We start from the raw sequence: 15,390 nt of genomic DNA on the forward strand, positions 1-15,390 counted from the left end.
CGGCGCTGGCAACCGTTATTTACGTTGAAACAGATCGCTGCCCGGCGCGCAGCCGAGCCAGCGCCTCGGCGCCCTGGTCGCGCAGCAGCGTCTCGAGTCCCCGGTAATCGGCCAGCACCTCGCGCCCGCGCGCGGTCAATTGCGCGCCGCCCCCCTTGGCGCCGCCCCGGCTACTGTCGACCAGCGGCGCGTCGAAATGGCCGTTCATCTCCTCGACCAGCGACCAGGCGCGGCGATAGCTCATCTTCATCCGCCGCCCGGCGGCCGAGATCGAGCCCTCCTCGTCGATGAATTGCAAGAGATCGGCCTTGCCGCGCCCGAAGGTCAGGCCGGAGTCGAAATGCAGGCGGAGGCTCAGCCGGGGATCGTCGCTCATGCCCGCATCTTGCCCGGATTCCGCCGCGTCGCAAGAGCATCGGGCTTTCCGAGGTTCCGGAGCGCGGCTACCAATGACAGGAATCGCCAAAGCGAAGGGGGGAATCATGTCCGCGAACGAGATCGTCATCCTGTCGGGGGCCCGCACCGCCATCGGCACCTTCGGCGGCAGCCTGGCGGGCGTGCCGCCGATCCAGCTGGCCGCCACCGTGACCCGTGCCGCCATCGCGCGCGCCGGCCTGGGTGCGGACCGCATCGGTGCCGTGGTCTTCGGGCATGTGCTGAACACCGAGCCGCGCGATATGTATCTGTCCCGCGTCGCGATGCTGGAGGCCGGGGTGCCGGACACGACGCCGGCGATGAACGTGAACCGGCTTTGCGGTTCGGGCGCGCAGGCCATCGTCTCGGCCACGCAGGCGCTGATGCTGGGCGATGCCGATTTCGCCGTCGCGGGCGGCGCGGAATCCATGAGCCGCGCGCCCTATGCGGTACCGGCGGCCCGGTTCGGCGCCAAGATGGGCGACGTGCAGATGCTGGACATGATGGTCGGCGCGCTGACCTGCCCGATGGGCACCGGCCACATGGGCGTCACCGCCGAGAATGTCGCGCGCGAGTATGACATCTCGCGCCAGGCGCAGGACGAATTCGCGCTGGAAAGCCAGCGCCGCGCCGCACATGCCATCGCGCAGGGCTGGTTCAAGGAGCAGATCGTCCCGGTCGAGATCAAGACCCGCAAGGGCGTGGTGGCCTTCGACACCGACGAGCATCCCAAGGCCACCGACCTGGAAAAGCTGGCGGCGCTGAAGACCGTGTTCCAGAAGGATGGCACGGTCACGGCGGGCAATGCCTCGGGCATCAACGACGGTGCGGCGGCGCTGGTGCTGGCCCGCGCCGATGCGGCCAGGGCGGCCGGTGCGACACCGCTGTTCCGCGTGCTGGGCTATGCGGTCGCCGGCGTGCGCCCCGACGTCATGGGCATCGGTCCGGTGCCCGCGGTCCAGGCGCTGCTGCAACGCACCGGCCTGAAGGCCGGCGATTTCGACGTGATCGAATCGAACGAAGCTTTCGCGGCGCAGGCGCTGGCGGTGAACAAGGGCCTGGGCTTCGACCCCGCCCGGGTGAACCCGAACGGCGGCGCCATCGCGCTTGGCCATCCGGTCGGCGCCACCGGCGCCATCGTCACCGTCAAGGCGATGTATGAGCTCATGCGGACCGGCGGCCGCAAGGCGCTGATCACCATGTGCATCGGCGGCGGCCAGGGCATTGCGCTGGCGATCGAGCGGATCTGACATACCGCGGGGGTATTTGGAAAACGGTGAAAGGACAGAAGAGGGCGCCCCGTTTCACCGTTTGACAAATACCCCCGCACCATCCCGGCGGGGCGCTGCCTTTGCCCGCCGGGTGGAATTGGAGGGCGCGTGATGTCCGAAACCCATCCCTGTCAGGTCTGCGGCAAGCCGAAGGATGCCAGTGATCTTGCCGAGGCGGCGGACCTGCGGCCGGCCCTGTCGCGGCTCGTCCGCGAGGATGTGCGGGATTGGGAGGAGGGCGGGCGGATCTGCACCGATTGCCTGCAGAAATACCGGCAGCTTTACCTGACCCAGCTTCTGGCCGACGAAACCGGAGAACTGGGCGAACTCGAGGCCGAGGTGGCGCAGGTGCTGTCGCGCGGCGCGCTGCTGACGCCCTCGACGGCGCCGGTCGAGCGGGACCGCGCGTTGCGCTTCGGCGAGCGCATGGCCGATCGCGTCGCCGATTGGGGCGGCTCCTGGAGCTTCATCCTGATCTTCGTCGCGGTGCTGGCGCTCTGGATGGCGGGCAATGTGTCGGGATTGCTGTTCGGATCCTTCGACCCCTATCCCTTCATCCTGTTGAACCTGGTGCTGTCCTGCATCGCCGCGTTGCAGGCACCGATCATCATGATGAGCCAGCGCCGGCAAGAGGCGCAGGATCGCCGCCGGGCCGAGAACGACTATCAGATCAACCTGAAAGCCGAACTGGAATTGCGCCAGCTGCATGAAAAGATCGGCCACCAGTTGACGCATCAATGGCGGCGCCTGCTGGAGATCCAGCGCATCCAGGTCTATCTGCTGCACGAGATGCGGCGCGCGCAGCAATAACGACCCGGGCGAAAGCTGCGCATAACCGGCCGACATGCGGTGGTTGCGGGCGAAAGCGAAGCCTGCCGGCAAGAAACGGCCGAGCTCAAAGTCGAGGCGCGGCCCGTCAAGTTGGCTTAGCGATCAGGCGCGCAATCCGCGTTCCGGCGTATGCCCGCGCCGCTACGCCACCCGCTACGATGAAGCGAAACCACCGCCAAGACCGGAATCTGCCGGAATCGGCACCGTCTTGGCCTGCGGCTTCGAATGGGGAACGAGCCGTTCCGTGGGAACGGCTCGCGAGATCCACGGAGATGGTCCGGTTAGGGTTGGTGCCCACCGTCCCAGCCAGGGTTCACGACCCTTGGGGCTGCCCTCAGGCCAGATCCCACCTGACTGTCCCGACACCTCTCTCCAATATCACTCTCGACACTGGACCACCTCCTTTCAATAAGTTGCCTTATAAGGTCAGCCTGACACAAAATCATGACCAGTCAATGAATTTGCGCGCGCCTCTGGATCAAATTTCCGACGATGATGCGGAAGGGGACAAGGGCCAGAACTGCCTGCGCGACCTTCACCAGCCAGTCCGCCGTTGCCAGCGAAATCCACAGCGGCAGAACCGGACCCAGGCCCAGCAGCGCAACCGGTTCATTTGCCCATGAAACATCGTCCGCCGGGAAAACCGCGCTCAGCGGGGCCGAGAAGGCGATGCTGAAGAAGATGGCAGTATCGACCACCGAACCGACCAGGCTGGCGGCCAAGGGCGGCAACCACCAGTTGTATTTCCGCAACTGGTTGAAAACCGTTATGTCCATCAACTGGGCAGAAAGGAAGGCCGCGCCCGAGGCGACGGCGATGCGCAACGTGGTCTTGTCCATGCCGGCCGCGACCAGCGAGCACAGCACGCCGGTGATGAAACCGGCGAACACCACCTTGCGGGCGGCCGTCGGGCCATAGACCCGATTCATGATGTCGGTGACCAGGAAGGCGACCGGATAGGTCAGCGCCCCCCAGGTCAGCCAGGCGCCCAGCAGGTGCTGGACCAGGATGTTCGAGGCCACGACGGTGACGGCCATGGCGATGACGCCGGGAAGAAGGCGGGGCATGTCGGTAATCCGTTTTGACAAGGTAGCGGAGACTCGGCCCTTGCGGGCACGGCCGATTAAGCCCGCGGGCGGCTGCTGTCAACGCTTTCCGGCGTTGTGCCGCCCGGCCCGGCTTATTCCGTGACCCGGTATTCGACCAGCTCGGTGCGCTGGAACCAGTTGAAATTGTCGTCCGCGATCAGGGTCAGCCGGATGCCGGTGCCATCGTCCCAGACCGAGATCCCTTCCAGATTGTCATATTGCAGCGGCCGGCTTTCCAGCAGAACGCGCTCGTTCAGGGCGCCTTGCTCGGTCAGGTCGAAGCGGCGCACACGGGCGCGAAAGCCCAGCAAGCCCTTGAAATCGCGTTCGAGCAGATAGAGCCGCCCGTCCGGACCGACATCCGCCCCGACCGCCAGCCAGTCGCCCGAGCGCGGGATCGAGAAGGGCTGGTCCCACCTGCCGTCGCGCCAGCGCCAGACCGGGAACGGCCGCGTCAGCTGGCCCGAACGCTCTGGCAGGGTCAAAAGCGTGCCGTCGGGCAGGATCGCCAGCGCCTCCAGCGAAGAGTTGCGCTGCATCGCCTTGAACTCGGGCGGGCGGGGCAGGGGTTGGGCCGGGCTGTCGGGCGTGTCGTAGCGGGCGACGCGGGTCAGACCCTCGAAGCTGATCCAGATCGTGCCGTCGGGGGCGATGGCCAGCCCCTCGCTGTCGCCCTGCCAGCCGGGTTTCAGCGGCTTGCCGGAGCTGTCGCGCAGTCGGGCGCGGCCGGCGGGCTCCAGCCCGCGGATGCGGCCCTCGGCGTCGCGCTCGACGCTGCCCCAGCGGATCGAGGCGCGGTCCGACAGCGCGGTGAAGCGGCTGCCGTCGGCACTGATCTCGATGCCGGAAAAGCCGCCGAACTGTTCGTCCTCCATATGCCAGACATAGGTCGCGACATAATCGACACGCGGCCCGGCCGAGGGGGTCGGGTCGGCGGCGCAGGCCGCGCCGGCGGAGAGCAGCAGGGCAGAAAGCGCCAGTCGGCGCAGGCGCCGGAACCGTCCTGCGCCTGCTGCCCGGCTTAGCGGGCGGTGGCGACGACCTGGCATTGGCGGGGCATCTCGCTGAGCCGGAAGCTGCGGGGGTGGCGATAGTTCGGGTCGGGCGGCACCGGCTTGACGCGGCTGGGGTCGATGCGGTTCCTGATCCACTCGGCAGCCTCGGCGCAGCCATCGCCGGGCGGCGGCGCGTCCTGCTGCTGGCAGGCCGAGCCGGCCGGGCAGGCCATCCGGACGTGGAAATGGTAATCATGGCCGTTGATCGGGCGGACCTTGCGCAGCCAGCTGCGGTCGCCGGTCGCGGCCTGGCACATGGCGACCTTGGCGACCGGGTCGATGAAGATGCGCTCGACCCGCGGGTCGCGGGCGGCGGCGCGGATGATCGCCATATGCGAGCCGCTCCACAGCGCCGAGGGCGCGGTGCCCGCCTTGTTCACCACCGATTGCGAGGAAATCCTTTCCCGCTGCGCCCGGGTCAGTTGCAGGCTTTGCGGCGGCAGCATCCAGATGTCGGCGTCGAGCCCCATCTGGTGGCTGGCGTGGCCCGTGACCATCGGGCCGCCGCGCGGCTGGCTCATGTCGCCGATGTAAAGCCCCGGCCAGCCGGCCTGGCGCGCGGCGCCCGACAGGCCGATCAGGAAGCTGACCAGCTCGGGGTGGCCCCAGTTGCGGTTGCGCGACAGCCGCATCGCCTGCCAGGTCGGACCGCTTTCGGGCAATTGCACCGCGCCCGAGACGCAGCCCTTGGAATAGAAGCCCAGGGCGGCCGCAGAGCCGCCGGTCGGGCCGGGCGCGGCTCCGAACACGTCCTTGGCGAGCGGATCGGCAGCGGAAGGCTGGGCCATGGCAAGCGCAGCCAGCGCCAGCACGGCGGCGGTCAGGGTTTTGCGGATCACGGCTCGGCCTCTCCTTCTGTTTGGACCCAACCTAGCAGAATGAGCGAAAGAAGGAACATCACGATGAGCGGAGAGATGCCGAGCCGCTGATTGCCGCTGAGGTCGGTCGCGACAGCGATCAGCAGCGGTGCCAGAAAGGCGGTGGCCTTGCCGGAAAGCGCATAAAGACCAAAGGCTTCGGTCGCCCGAGCCGGTGTGGTGTGGCGCACCATCATCGTGCGGCTGGCCGATTGCAGCGCGCCGCCCGCGCCGCCGATCAGCACGCCGCACAGGAAGAACAGCCCGTCCGGCAGGCGCGAGCCGGGCGCCAGAGGCAGGCCCAGGACGCTTTCGCGGCTCATGCCGGTGACGAGGATGCAGACCCCGGTCAGCACCAGCGTGCAGGCGATGATGACCGGCCTTGGCCCCCAGCGCCGGTCGGCGCGGCCGCCGATCCAGCTGATGACGGCGGCCGAGACCGCGCTGACCACGCCGAAGACCCCCGCCAGGAACACCGGCCAGCCCAGCACCGTGCCGGCATAGACCCCGCCGAAGCCGTAAAGCGCGTTCAGCGCGTCGCGCGAAAACATCGAGGACGCGAGCCAGGCCGCCAGCGAGCGGCGATAGCGCAGGCTGGCCAGCAAGCGCCCCAGCGCCGCCATGGCCGCGCCCAGCCGGACCGGGCGGCGGGGCCCCGGCGTTTCCGGCACCCACAGCGCGAAGGGGATCATGAAGACCAGATACCACAGCGCCGTGAACGGCCCCGCCGCCCGCGTGCCCTCGCGCAGGGCCGGATCCAGCCCCAGCACCGGCGGGATGCCCAGAAGCGTGCGGCCGGTCTGCGCGTTCTCGGCCAGAAACAGCAGCACCAGAGCCAGCGCCACCACGCCGCCCAGATAGCCGAAGGCGAAGCCCGAGCCCGAGACCCGGCCGATCTCGTCCCGCGGCGCGAGTCCCGGCAGCAGGGCGTTGGTGAAGATGGTGGCGAATTCCATGCCGATCAGGCCGATGCCGAAGCTGACGACCGCAAGATGCAGGCCGGGCTGGTCGGGCATCAGGAACCACAGCCCCCAGGACCCCGCCAGGTAAAGCGCCGAAAAGGCCCAGACCCAGACCAGCCGGCGGCCGCTGTTGTCGGCGATGGCGCCCAGCACCGGCGCCAGAACCGCGATGATGAGGCCGCAGATGCCCAGCCCGTAACCCCAGAGCGCCTGCGCCGCTGCGCCGGCTTCCTCGACGCTCATGCCGCGGGCGGTGTAATGGGCGCGGGCGACCTCGGCATAATAGACCGGGAAGATGAAGGTGGTCAGCAGCGTCGCGAAGGGCTGGCTGGCCCAGTCGAAGAACCACCAGCCCCAGATGCGTTTGCGTTCCATGCCCGTCCCCTGCCTTGCGGGCGCATAAGGCCCAAGCGCGGTCAGGCTGGCAAGTCACCATTGCGGTCTGCGGCGGCGATTTCCGGCAGGGCGGGCGGCCAGGGCCGCTGCGCATCCGCCGCGATCCAGGCCGCGACCCAATCCGGCAGCGCCGGGCTTTCGGCCTCGCGCCCGGCCGCCTGCATCAGCCGCGCCGGCGCAACGATGCCCTGGGCCGAGGTGATCGCGCCGCGCAGCAGCATGTGGTTGTAGCACTCGCCCCGGTGCCACATGCTCTGCTCCATATACAGGAAGCGCGCGTCCCAGCCCAGGGTGCGCGAGACCATGGTGAAACGCTGGAAGCCCTTGATCCGCCGGCGATACCGCACCGAGTTCCCGGCCACGGTGATGCCCCAGCCGTTTTCCCGCATCGTGTCGATGATCCCGGTCCGGACCGCCATCGGCAGCCGGCCGAGGTCGTAGAGCGTCAGCGTGCGGCCATTGTTCAGCTCGATCCAGGGGTCCAGGTCCAGGGGCCAGCAGCGATGCGTCGAGACATGCGGCTCCAGCACGCCGATCCGGGGCGCCCGGCGGAATTTCAGCATCTCCTTGGCAAAGCGGAGCATCGGATACATGGGCGGCCTCTCGCTGCGGGTCGGCTTTTGCGGCTAAGCCCGGGGTCGGGGCGCGTCAACCGGAACGCTGCGGCCTTATGCCTTGCAGAGCGGGGGCGGCTGGCTTACCTGTCCGGGAAGCAGCCGGAAGGGAATGGAATGGGCACGCTCTACGAAGCCTTGATGCTGATACTGGACGTCGTCTGGTTCGTGATGATCGCCCATATCATCATGTCCTGGCTGATCAACTTCCAGGTGCTGAACCTGCGTCAGCCGCTGATCTGGCAGATCTGGAACGGGCTGAACCGGCTGCTGGAGCCAATCTATGCCCCGGTGCGCCGGATCCTGCCGAATACCGGCGGTCTGGACCTGGCGCCGCTGGTGGTCTTCATCGTCATCATCATCGCGCAGCGCGCGCTCGCCAATAACGCCGGCTTCTTCTACGGCCTCTAGATGTCGGCTGCGCCCCTTCTGCGTCAGGTCTTCGGCTTCGACGCCTTTCGTCCGGGGCAGGAAGAGATCGTCGATGCCGTGGCCCAGGGCCGCGACGTGCTGGCGATCATGCCGACCGGCGGCGGCAAGTCGCTGTGCTACCAGCTGCCGGCGCTGATGCGCGACGGGCTGACGGTGGTGCTCTCGCCCTTGATCGCGCTGATGCGCGACCAGGTGCGGGCGCTGACCGAAGCCGGGGTGGCCGCCGCCGCCCTGACCAGCGGCAATTCCGAGGAAGAGAACACCGAGGTGCTGCGGGCGCTGGCCGCGCGCGAATTGCGGCTTCTGTATATGGCGCCCGAGCGGCTGGCCTCGGGCGCGACCATCCCGATGCTGCGCCGCGCCGGCGTGCAGGCCATCGCCGTGGACGAGGCGCATTGCGTCAGCCAATGGGGCCACGACTTCCGTCCCGACTATCTGCGCGTGGGCGAGCTGCGCCGGGCGCTGTCCGTGCCGCTGGCGGCCTTTACCGCCACGGCGGATGCGGAAACGCGCGAGGAGATCGTCAAGCGCCTGTTCGACGGCGCGCAGCCGCAGTCCTTCCTGCGCGGCTTCGACCGGCCGAACATCCACCTGGCCTTCCAGCCCAAGGACGGGCCGCGCCGGCAGATCCTCGACTTCGCCGCCGCGCGCCGGGGCCAGTCCGGCATCGTCTATTGCGGCACCCGCGCCAAGACCGAGACCCTGGCCGGCGCCCTGAACGACGCCGGGCTGGCGGCGGTCGCCTATCACGGCGGCATGGAGGCCGAGGCCCGGCGCGAGGTCGAGATCCGCTTCCAGCGCGAGGACGGGCTGATCGTGGTCGCGACGGTCGCCTTCGGCATGGGCATCGACAAGCCCGACATCCGCTGGGTCGCCCATGCCGACCTGCCGAAATCCATCGAGGCCTATTACCAGGAGATCGGCCGCGGCGGCCGAGACGGCGCTCCGGCCGAGACGCTGACGCTCTACGGTCCCGACGACATCCGCCTGCGCCGGACCCAGATCGACGAGGGCCTGGCCCCGGCCGAGCGCAAGGCCGCCGACCACGCCCGGCTGAACGCGCTCTTGGGCCTGGCCGAGGCCACCGGCTGCCGCCGCGTCGCCCTGCTGTCCTATTTCGGTGAAACGGCCGGTCCTTGCGGCAATTGCGACATCTGCGACAGCCCGCCCGACTGCTTCGACGGCACCGAGGCGGCGCAGAAGGTGCTGTCGGCGGTCCTGCGCACCGGCCAGACCTATGGCGCCGGCCATATAATCGACGTGCTGACCGGCACCATGAACGACCGCATCGGCCAGCGCGGCCATGACCGGCTGCCGACCTTCGGCTGCGGGCGCGACCTGTCGAAGCCGCAATGGCAGGCGGTGATCCGGCAGATGCTGGGCCGCGACCTGATCCGCCCCGACCCGGAACGCCACGGCGGCCTGGCGATCACCGCCGCCGCCCATCCGGTGCTGCGCGGCGAGACCCGCATCACCCTGCGCCGCGACGCCATGACCCGCGCCCGGCCGGCCGTCGCGGTCCGCACCCAGGTCGATGAAGAGGACGCGCCGCTGCTGTCCGCGCTGAAGGCCAAGCGCCGCGCGCTGGCCGAGGCGGCCCGGGTGCCGGCCTATGTCATCTTCCCCGACCGCACGCTGATCGAGATGGCGCAGGCCCGGCCGCAGACGCTGGACCAGATGGCGCGGATCAGCGGCGTCGGGGCCAAGAAGCTGGACAGCTACGGCGCCGAATTCCTGCGCGTCATCGCCGGCGAGGTCGCGCCCATGCACCCGGCGCGCAAGGCCCTGGCCGGGCGCGAGGCCGGCGCCCTGTTCGACCGGCTGGCCGAGGCGCAGGCCCGGCTGGCGCGCGGCGAGGATGGCATCGAAAAACCGCTGTCGGTCGGCAATTCCATCCTGCGCCGCATTGCCGAGGACCGGCCGCGCGACCTGTCGCGCTATCTGGACCCGGCGCGACTGGACCGCTTCGGCGCGGCCTTTGCCGCCGAGATCGCCGCCGATCCCGAGGCTTGACCGGGACGGACGCGGAGGTGCCTCCTGCCTCCTGCCTCCCGACCGCGCAAGTCGCACGGCCGGTTGGCGCGCCCTCGCCGCGGGCTATTCGCCGGGATCGAGGTTTTTCTCAAACCCGCACGGGTTCTTGCGCCGCGTGCCGAAGGCCACCCCTCCGGCGGCGGCTATTGATGCGCGGCCGCGCGGGCGCGGTCCTCGGGACTGGGCATCGGGTCGCCCTCGGGCGGGCGCACCCGGAACACGGCGCAGTAAAGCGCGGGCACGAAGATCAGCGTCACCAGCGTGCCGGCGATGATGCCGCCCATCATCGCAAAGGCCATCGGCCCCCAGAACACCTGGCGCGAGATCGGGATCAGCGCCAGGCTGGCCGCCGCCGCCGTCAGCAGGATCGGCCGGGCGCGGCTGTCCGAGGCCTCGAACACCGCGTTCCAGGCGCTGTGCCCCTTGCCGATCAGCACCTGGATCTCATGCACCAGGATGACCGAATTGCGGATCAGGATGCCGATCAGCGCCAGGATGCCCAGGATCGCCACGAAGCCCATCGGCACGCCGAAGGGCAAGAGCGCCGCGACCACGCCGATCAGCCCCAGGGGCGCGGCGGCAAAGACGATGAAGCTCAGCCGGAAGCCCTGCATCTGCACCATGACGAGCAGCGCCATGATCAGCAGCATGACCGGCACCACGGCGGCGATGGGCTCCTGGCTTTCGGCCGAGGTCTCGACCGTGCCGCCGACCGTGACCTTGACGCCCTGCGGCAGGCCCTGCTGGAACTGCGCCACCCGCTCGGCCAGCGCCGCGACCAGAGTCGCCGGCTGGTCCTTGCTGGCGATGTCGGCCTTGACCGTCACCGTGGGCAGGCCGTCGCGCTGCATGACCAGGGGTTGCTCGGTCCCGTATTCCAGCACCGCCAGCGAGGCCAGCGGGATCGGCGTGCCGGTCTGGGTCGCCAGTTGCAGGTTCTGGATCGACTCGACCGATTCGCGGTCGGCCTGCGCGCCGCGCGCGGTCACGTTGATCAGGAAGGTGCCGTCGCGCAGCTGGGTGATGGTGCGGCCGGTGAAGGTGCCCGACAGCGCGCCCGAAATATCCTCGTTCGTCAGCCCCAGCCGTCTCGCCTGGTCCTGGTTGACCTGCAACCGCACCACCCGCGCCGGCTCGTTCCAGTCCAGCGCGATGTCGCGCAGCCGCGGCTCGGTCGCGAGCACGGCGGCCAGGTCGCGTGCCGCATCCCGCGCCTTGTCCGGGTCGGGCGACGAGACGCGATATTGCACCGGCTTGCCGACCGGCGGGCCGATTTCCAGGTTCTTGACATAGATGTCGGTGCCGATCAGCCTTTCGCGGGCGAAATCCTCGAGCCGCCGCTTCAGCCGGTCCCGCGCCGCGAGGTCCGGGGTCTGGATCACGATCTGGCCCATGTAGGGGCCGGGCGTCGGCACGTCCATCGACAGCACGAAGCGCGGCGCGCCCATGCCGACATAGCTGGTCCAGAACAGCGCGTCGTCCTGGCCCGCCAGCATCTCCTCGATCAGCGCGATGTCGGCGTCGGTCTTGGCGATCGAGGCATTGGCGCGTTCGTTCACGTCGACGATGATCTCGGTCCGGTCCGAGGTCGGGAAGAACTGCTGCTCGACGAAGCGCATGCCTATGACCGAGGCCGCAAAGATCGCCAGGGTAAAGGCGATGGTCAGTCCTTTGTGCCGCATGCCCCAGAGCAGCAGGCCGCGGAAGCGGCGGCGCAGCCAGCCCGGCCCGCCGCCGGCGTGCTTCATCCGCGCCGGCAGCAGCGTCACGCCCAAAAGCGGCGCGAAAAGCACCGCCACGATCCAGCTGACGATCAGCGAGACCGCGATGACCACGAAGAGCGAGAATGTGAATTCGCCCGCCGCCGAATTGTTCAGCCCGATGGGGATGAAGCCCGCGACCGTCACCAGCGTGCCCGTCAGCATCGGGAAGGCGATCGAGCTCCAGGCATAACTCGCGGCGCTTTCCAGGTTCTCGCCCAGCTCCAGGCGCGAGATCATGGTCTCGATGGCGATCATGGCGTCGTCGACCAGCAGCCCCAGCGCGATGATCAGCGCACCCAGCGAGATGCGTTGCAGGGTGATGCCGTAGAGGTCCAGGATGATGAAGGTGATCGCCAGCACCAGCGGGATGGTCAGCGTGACCACCAGCCCGGCCCGCAGGCCCAGGCTGACGAAGCTGACCAGCAGCACGATCCCCACCGCCTCGACCAGCGCGCGGACAAAATGGCCGACGGCCTCGTCCACGACATGCGGCTGGTCGGCGAACTTGGCCATCTCGATGCCGATGGGCAGGGTTCGGGCCACATCGGCCATCAGCGCATCGACCTGCTTGCCGAACTCGAGGATATTGCCGCCGTCGCGCATGCCGATCTGCAGCCCGATGGCCTCGCGCCCGTTATAGCGGAACAGCGCGCTGGGCGGGTCCTCATAGCCGCGCCGCACCGTGGCCACGTCGCCGATGTTGAAGAAGCGGTCGCCCACGCGCAGGTTCACCGCCGCGATGGCGGCCGCGTCGTCGAACTGGCCGCCGACGCGGACCAGCACCTGTTCGGGCCCGGCCTGCACGATGCCCGAGGGCGTGATCGCGTTCTGCACCGCCAGGGTCTGCACGACCTGATTGTGGTTCAGCCCCAGCGCCGCCAGCCGGGCCGAGGAAAACTCGAGGAAGATCTGCTCCTTGCGCACACCCAGCAGCGCGGTCTTGCCGGCCATGGGCAGGGCCTGGACCTGCTTGCGGATGTCCTCGACCCTGTCGCGCAGCTCGCGCTGGGTAAAGCCGTCCGAGGTGAAGGCATAGATATTGCCGAAAACGTCGCCGAAATCGTCGTTGAACTGGAAGCCCTGGAATTCTTGGGGGAAATTCGGGCGGATGTCGGACATCATGCTGCGCACGCGCTTCCAGACCTCGGGCACCTCGGGGCCGCGGATGGTCGGGTCCAGCTCCAGATAGACGATGGCCTGGCCGGGCATGGTGACCGAGCGGGTGAATTTCAGCTCGTCCAGTTCCTCGAGCTTGGTCTCGATTCGGGTGGTGACCTGGTTCAGCGTCTCGTCGATGGTGGCGCCGGGCAGGCTGGCGCTGATCACCATGATCTTGATGGTGAAATTCGGGTCCTCCTCGCGCCCCAGCCGCAGGTAGCCGAGGCTGCCGGCCAGCATCGAGATGATCAGCAGGAACCACACCAGCGAGCGGTGATGCAGCGCCCAATCGGACAGGTTGAAGCCGCGCCCGGTCATGGCGCCACGCTTTCGCCGACGGCCTGGCCCTCGGTCAGCGAATGGATGCCGCGAATGACCACCTCGTCGCCCGGTGCCAGGCCCGCGGCGATGGCGATGCGCCCGTTCAGCGCCGGGTCCCGGGCCTGGACCTCGCGCAGGGCGACGCTGGCGCGGTCGCCGTCGCGGCTGACGATCCAGACCCGAGGCCTGCCGCCCCGGTCCAGGATCGCGCTTTCGGGCAGGGTCAGCCGCGCCGCCGGGCCGCCCGAGGGCCGCGCCCGCACCAGCGCCCCCAGCCGCAAGGCGGCGTCGTCGCGCAAGGCCAGGTGCACCCGCCGGGTGCGGGTCACGGCATCGGCCACCGGCTCGATCTGCGCGACGGTGGCGGGGAACAGCCGCGCGGGATCGGCTTCGGACCAGACGTCGTAGCGGTCGCCGGTCTTTAGCCGCGCCAGCGCGGCGTCGGGCAAGTCGATCACCGCCTCGATCCCCTCCTGGGCCGAGAGCTGGATCACCGGCTCGCCTGCATTCACCACCGCCCCGGCATTGGCATGGACGGCGCTGATGACGCCGGCAAAGGGCGCCCGCATTTCGGCGAAACCCTCGGCATCGCGGGCGCGGATCAGTTCCGATTCGGCCTGCTGCCGGGCGGCGGTCGCCGAGGCCAGCGCGCGGTCGACCTGCTCGACCTGCGCGGCCGAGGCGACATTGCGCTGTGCCAGCGACCGGGTGCGGTCGGCCGAGGCCTGGGCGGTTCGCTCCTGCACCCGGGCGGCCTCGAGGGCGGCCTGGGCGGCGCGGACCTCGCCCTGCAGATCGTCGGGGTCGAGCGCGGCCAGCACCTGGCCCCGGCTGACGATGTCGCCGACATCGACATGGCGCGCGGTGATGCGGCCCAGGGTCTGGAACCCCAGCGCGACCTCGATCCGGGCGGCGATCACGCCGGGGGTCGAGGGCAGCGCGGCCATGTCGTCCTCGACCCGGATGCTGACCACCGGGCGCGGCTCCGGCGCGGACGCCGGGGCCTTGTCCTGCCAGGGCAGGTCCAGCGCGGCGGCCTGCCCGGCCCAGGCGAAGGCGGCCAGCGCCGCCAGGATTGTCCTGCGCATCATTTCCCCCCTGCCGGGCCGGCCGCGACCTGCCGGCCGGGATAGAGCATCTGCGAGCCGGCGCCGACCACGATCTGGCCTGGCTCGACGCCCTCGGCCAGGATGACGGTGCCGTTGGTGAAGCGCTCGATGCGGACCGGGGCCAGCCGGGCGCGGTGCTCGGCATCGACCAGCCAGACCGCCGGCTGGCCGCCGGCGGCGGTCAGGGCCGTCCAGGGCACGGCGATGCCGGTTCCGGCCGGGAAATGCACCGCGCCGCGGACTGCGGCGCCCAGTAGGCTGGTGCTGACCGGCGCATTCTGGATCTCGGCCCGGACGGTGACCGAGCCGGTGGCCGGATCGACCAGCGGGGCGATCTCGGTGACACGCGCCTGCATGCTGAGTTCGGGGAAGTCGATCCCGGTCAGCGAGACCGGCGCACCGATGGCATCGCGCAGCAGCGGCGTGTCGGGGGTCAGGAACACCGCCTCGCGCCCGGTGGCCGAGGCCAGCGAGATCACCGCCTGCGCCGCGCCGACGATCTGGCCCGGCTCGGCCTGCCGCGCGGTGACGATGGCGTCCGAGGGCGCACGGATCACCGTATCCTCCAGCGCCCGCTCGGCCTGGCCCAGGGTCGAGCGCGCCTGGGTCAAGGCCCCGGTCGCCGCCGAAAGCCCCTGGCTGGCGCTGTCGAAGGCCGCGCGCGTGCCCACGCCGCGTCGCAGCATCGCATCGGCGCGTTCCAGCGCCTGCCGGGCCTGGGCCTCGCTGGCCTCGGCCGCGACGACGGCGGCGCGGGCGACCTGCAACGCCTGTTCCTGTTGCAGCGGGTCGGTGCGGGCCAGGGGCTGGCCCTCGGCGACACGGTCGCCTTCGCGCACCAGGACCTCGGTCACGCGGCCGCCCAGGCGAAAGCCGATGTCGACGCTGTCCTTGGCGGCGATGGTGCCGGTCAGCGCGGCGTCGAAGGTCAGGTTGGTGCGCCGGACCTGGACATATTCCACCGGCAGCGGCGGCTGCGCCGATGCCGGCCAGGCGCTGCCAAGGCAGGCCAGGGCCCAGGCGGCCAGCAGGCGGGCTTCGGGACGATGGGTCATCTGATGCTCATGAACCTTGCGGCTGGGAAG

Annotated in this window: 12 protein-coding genes and 1 pseudogene; 4 read left to right on the forward strand and 9 right to left on the reverse strand. The window is 69.6% G+C overall.

Features of this window, described 5'->3' with window-relative positions:
- Positions 1-19: 19 nt before the first annotated feature.
- On the reverse strand, positions 20-376 hold the full coding sequence (locus tag PARN5_RS0108215) for a LysR family transcriptional regulator (RefSeq protein WP_017999297.1): 357 nt from the start codon (positions 374-376) through the stop codon (positions 20-22).
- 106 nt (positions 377-482) lie between these two features.
- Between PARN5_RS0108215 and PARN5_RS0108220 the strand changes: the two genes are divergently transcribed.
- Together PARN5_RS0108220 and PARN5_RS0108225 are read left to right on the forward strand one after the other, a co-directional pair.
- A complete protein-coding gene (locus tag PARN5_RS0108220) occupies positions 483-1,664 on the forward strand; it encodes an acetyl-CoA C-acyltransferase family protein (RefSeq protein WP_017999298.1) in 1,182 nt (393 codons plus the stop codon).
- Between the two features lie 132 nt (positions 1,665-1,796).
- Positions 1,797-2,495 (forward strand): DUF1003 domain-containing protein, encoded by a 699-nt coding sequence (locus tag PARN5_RS0108225; protein WP_017999299.1) that lies wholly within the window; start codon positions 1,797-1,799, stop codon positions 2,493-2,495.
- A 473-nt stretch (positions 2,496-2,968) separates the two neighbouring features.
- On the opposite strand, the gene PARN5_RS0108230 is transcribed toward PARN5_RS0108225, so the two are convergent.
- The 5 genes from PARN5_RS0108230 to PARN5_RS0108250 form a co-directional block, all read right to left on the reverse strand.
- A complete protein-coding gene (locus PARN5_RS0108230) occupies positions 2,969-3,583 on the reverse strand; it encodes a VUT family protein (RefSeq protein WP_017999300.1) in 615 nt (204 codons plus the stop codon).
- Positions 3,584-3,696: 113 nt separating this feature from the next.
- On the reverse strand, positions 3,697-4,653 hold the full coding sequence (locus tag PARN5_RS0108235) for an esterase-like activity of phytase family protein (protein WP_026155278.1): 957 nt from the start codon (positions 4,651-4,653) through the stop codon (positions 3,697-3,699).
- The gene (mepA, locus tag PARN5_RS0108240; RefSeq protein WP_017999302.1) at positions 4,626-5,498 is read right to left on the reverse strand and encodes a penicillin-insensitive murein endopeptidase; all 873 of its coding nucleotides are present in this window, start codon (positions 5,496-5,498) and stop codon (positions 4,626-4,628) included. The genes PARN5_RS0108235 and mepA overlap by 28 nt, the downstream gene beginning before the upstream one ends.
- On the reverse strand, positions 5,495-6,853 hold the full coding sequence (locus PARN5_RS0108245) for an MFS transporter (protein WP_017999303.1): 1,359 nt from the start codon (positions 6,851-6,853) through the stop codon (positions 5,495-5,497). The genes mepA and PARN5_RS0108245 overlap by 4 nt, the downstream gene beginning before the upstream one ends.
- 41 nt (positions 6,854-6,894) lie before the next feature.
- Complete coding sequence (locus PARN5_RS0108250) at positions 6,895-7,467, reverse strand: thioesterase family protein (protein WP_017999304.1); 573 nt, start codon at positions 7,465-7,467, stop codon at positions 6,895-6,897.
- A 138-nt stretch (positions 7,468-7,605) separates the two neighbouring features.
- Here PARN5_RS0108250 and PARN5_RS23840 point away from each other — a divergent pair, with 138 nt between their 5' ends.
- Together PARN5_RS23840 and recQ are read left to right on the forward strand one after the other, a co-directional pair.
- Entirely contained in the window at positions 7,606-7,899 is a 294-nt protein-coding gene (locus PARN5_RS23840; protein WP_017999305.1) for a YggT family protein, read from the forward strand.
- Positions 7,900-9,933: pseudogene (recQ, locus tag PARN5_RS0108260) on the forward strand (DNA helicase RecQ); the annotation flags it as partial.
- 164 nt (positions 9,934-10,097) lie between these two features.
- On the opposite strand, the gene PARN5_RS0108265 reads toward recQ, so the two are convergent.
- From PARN5_RS0108265 to PARN5_RS0108275, 3 genes are read right to left on the reverse strand one after another with little or no spacing between them, the layout of a single operon-like run.
- On the reverse strand, positions 10,098-13,193 hold the full coding sequence (locus PARN5_RS0108265) for an efflux RND transporter permease subunit (protein ID WP_017999307.1): 3,096 nt from the start codon (positions 13,191-13,193) through the stop codon (positions 10,098-10,100).
- Positions 13,190-14,287: an efflux RND transporter periplasmic adaptor subunit gene (locus PARN5_RS0108270; RefSeq protein ID WP_017999308.1), complete on the reverse strand. Its 1,098-nt coding sequence runs from the start codon at positions 14,285-14,287 to the stop codon at positions 13,190-13,192. The genes PARN5_RS0108265 and PARN5_RS0108270 overlap by 4 nt, the downstream gene beginning before the upstream one ends.
- A complete protein-coding gene (locus PARN5_RS0108275; protein ID WP_017999309.1) occupies positions 14,284-15,360 on the reverse strand; it encodes an efflux RND transporter periplasmic adaptor subunit in 1,077 nt (358 codons plus the stop codon). Before PARN5_RS0108275 ends, PARN5_RS0108270 begins: the two co-directional genes overlap by 4 nt.
- Between the last annotated feature and the right edge of the window lie 30 nt (positions 15,361-15,390).

The sequence above is a fragment of the Paracoccus sp. N5 genome (genome assembly GCF_000371965.1).
In the GTDB taxonomy this organism is placed as follows: domain Bacteria; phylum Pseudomonadota; class Alphaproteobacteria; order Rhodobacterales; family Rhodobacteraceae; genus Paracoccus.

Coding starts and splice junctions, on each gene's coding strand:
- PARN5_RS0108215 (WP_017999297.1), bottom strand. CDS start 376: ATGAGCGACGATCCCCGGCTGAGCCTCCGCCTGCATTTCGACTCCGGC.
- PARN5_RS0108220 (WP_017999298.1), top strand. CDS start 483: ATGTCCGCGAACGAGATCGTCATCCTGTCGGGGGCCCGCACCGCCATC.
- PARN5_RS0108225 (WP_017999299.1), top strand. CDS start 1,797: ATGTCCGAAACCCATCCCTGTCAGGTCTGCGGCAAGCCGAAGGATGCC.
- PARN5_RS0108230 (WP_017999300.1), bottom strand. CDS start 3,583: ATGCCCCGCCTTCTTCCCGGCGTCATCGCCATGGCCGTCACCGTCGTG.
- PARN5_RS0108235 (WP_026155278.1), bottom strand. CDS start 4,653: ATGCCAGGTCGTCGCCACCGCCCGCTAAGCCGGGCAGCAGGCGCAGGA.
- PARN5_RS0108245 (WP_017999303.1), bottom strand. CDS start 6,853: ATGGAACGCAAACGCATCTGGGGCTGGTGGTTCTTCGACTGGGCCAGC.
- PARN5_RS0108250 (WP_017999304.1), bottom strand. CDS start 7,467: ATGTATCCGATGCTCCGCTTTGCCAAGGAGATGCTGAAATTCCGCCGG.
- PARN5_RS23840 (WP_017999305.1), top strand. CDS start 7,606: ATGGGCACGCTCTACGAAGCCTTGATGCTGATACTGGACGTCGTCTGG.
- PARN5_RS0108265 (WP_017999307.1), bottom strand. CDS start 13,193: ATGACCGGGCGCGGCTTCAACCTGTCCGATTGGGCGCTGCATCACCGC.
- PARN5_RS0108270 (WP_017999308.1), bottom strand. CDS start 14,287: ATGATGCGCAGGACAATCCTGGCGGCGCTGGCCGCCTTCGCCTGGGCC.
- PARN5_RS0108275 (WP_017999309.1), bottom strand. CDS start 15,360: ATGACCCATCGTCCCGAAGCCCGCCTGCTGGCCGCCTGGGCCCTGGCC.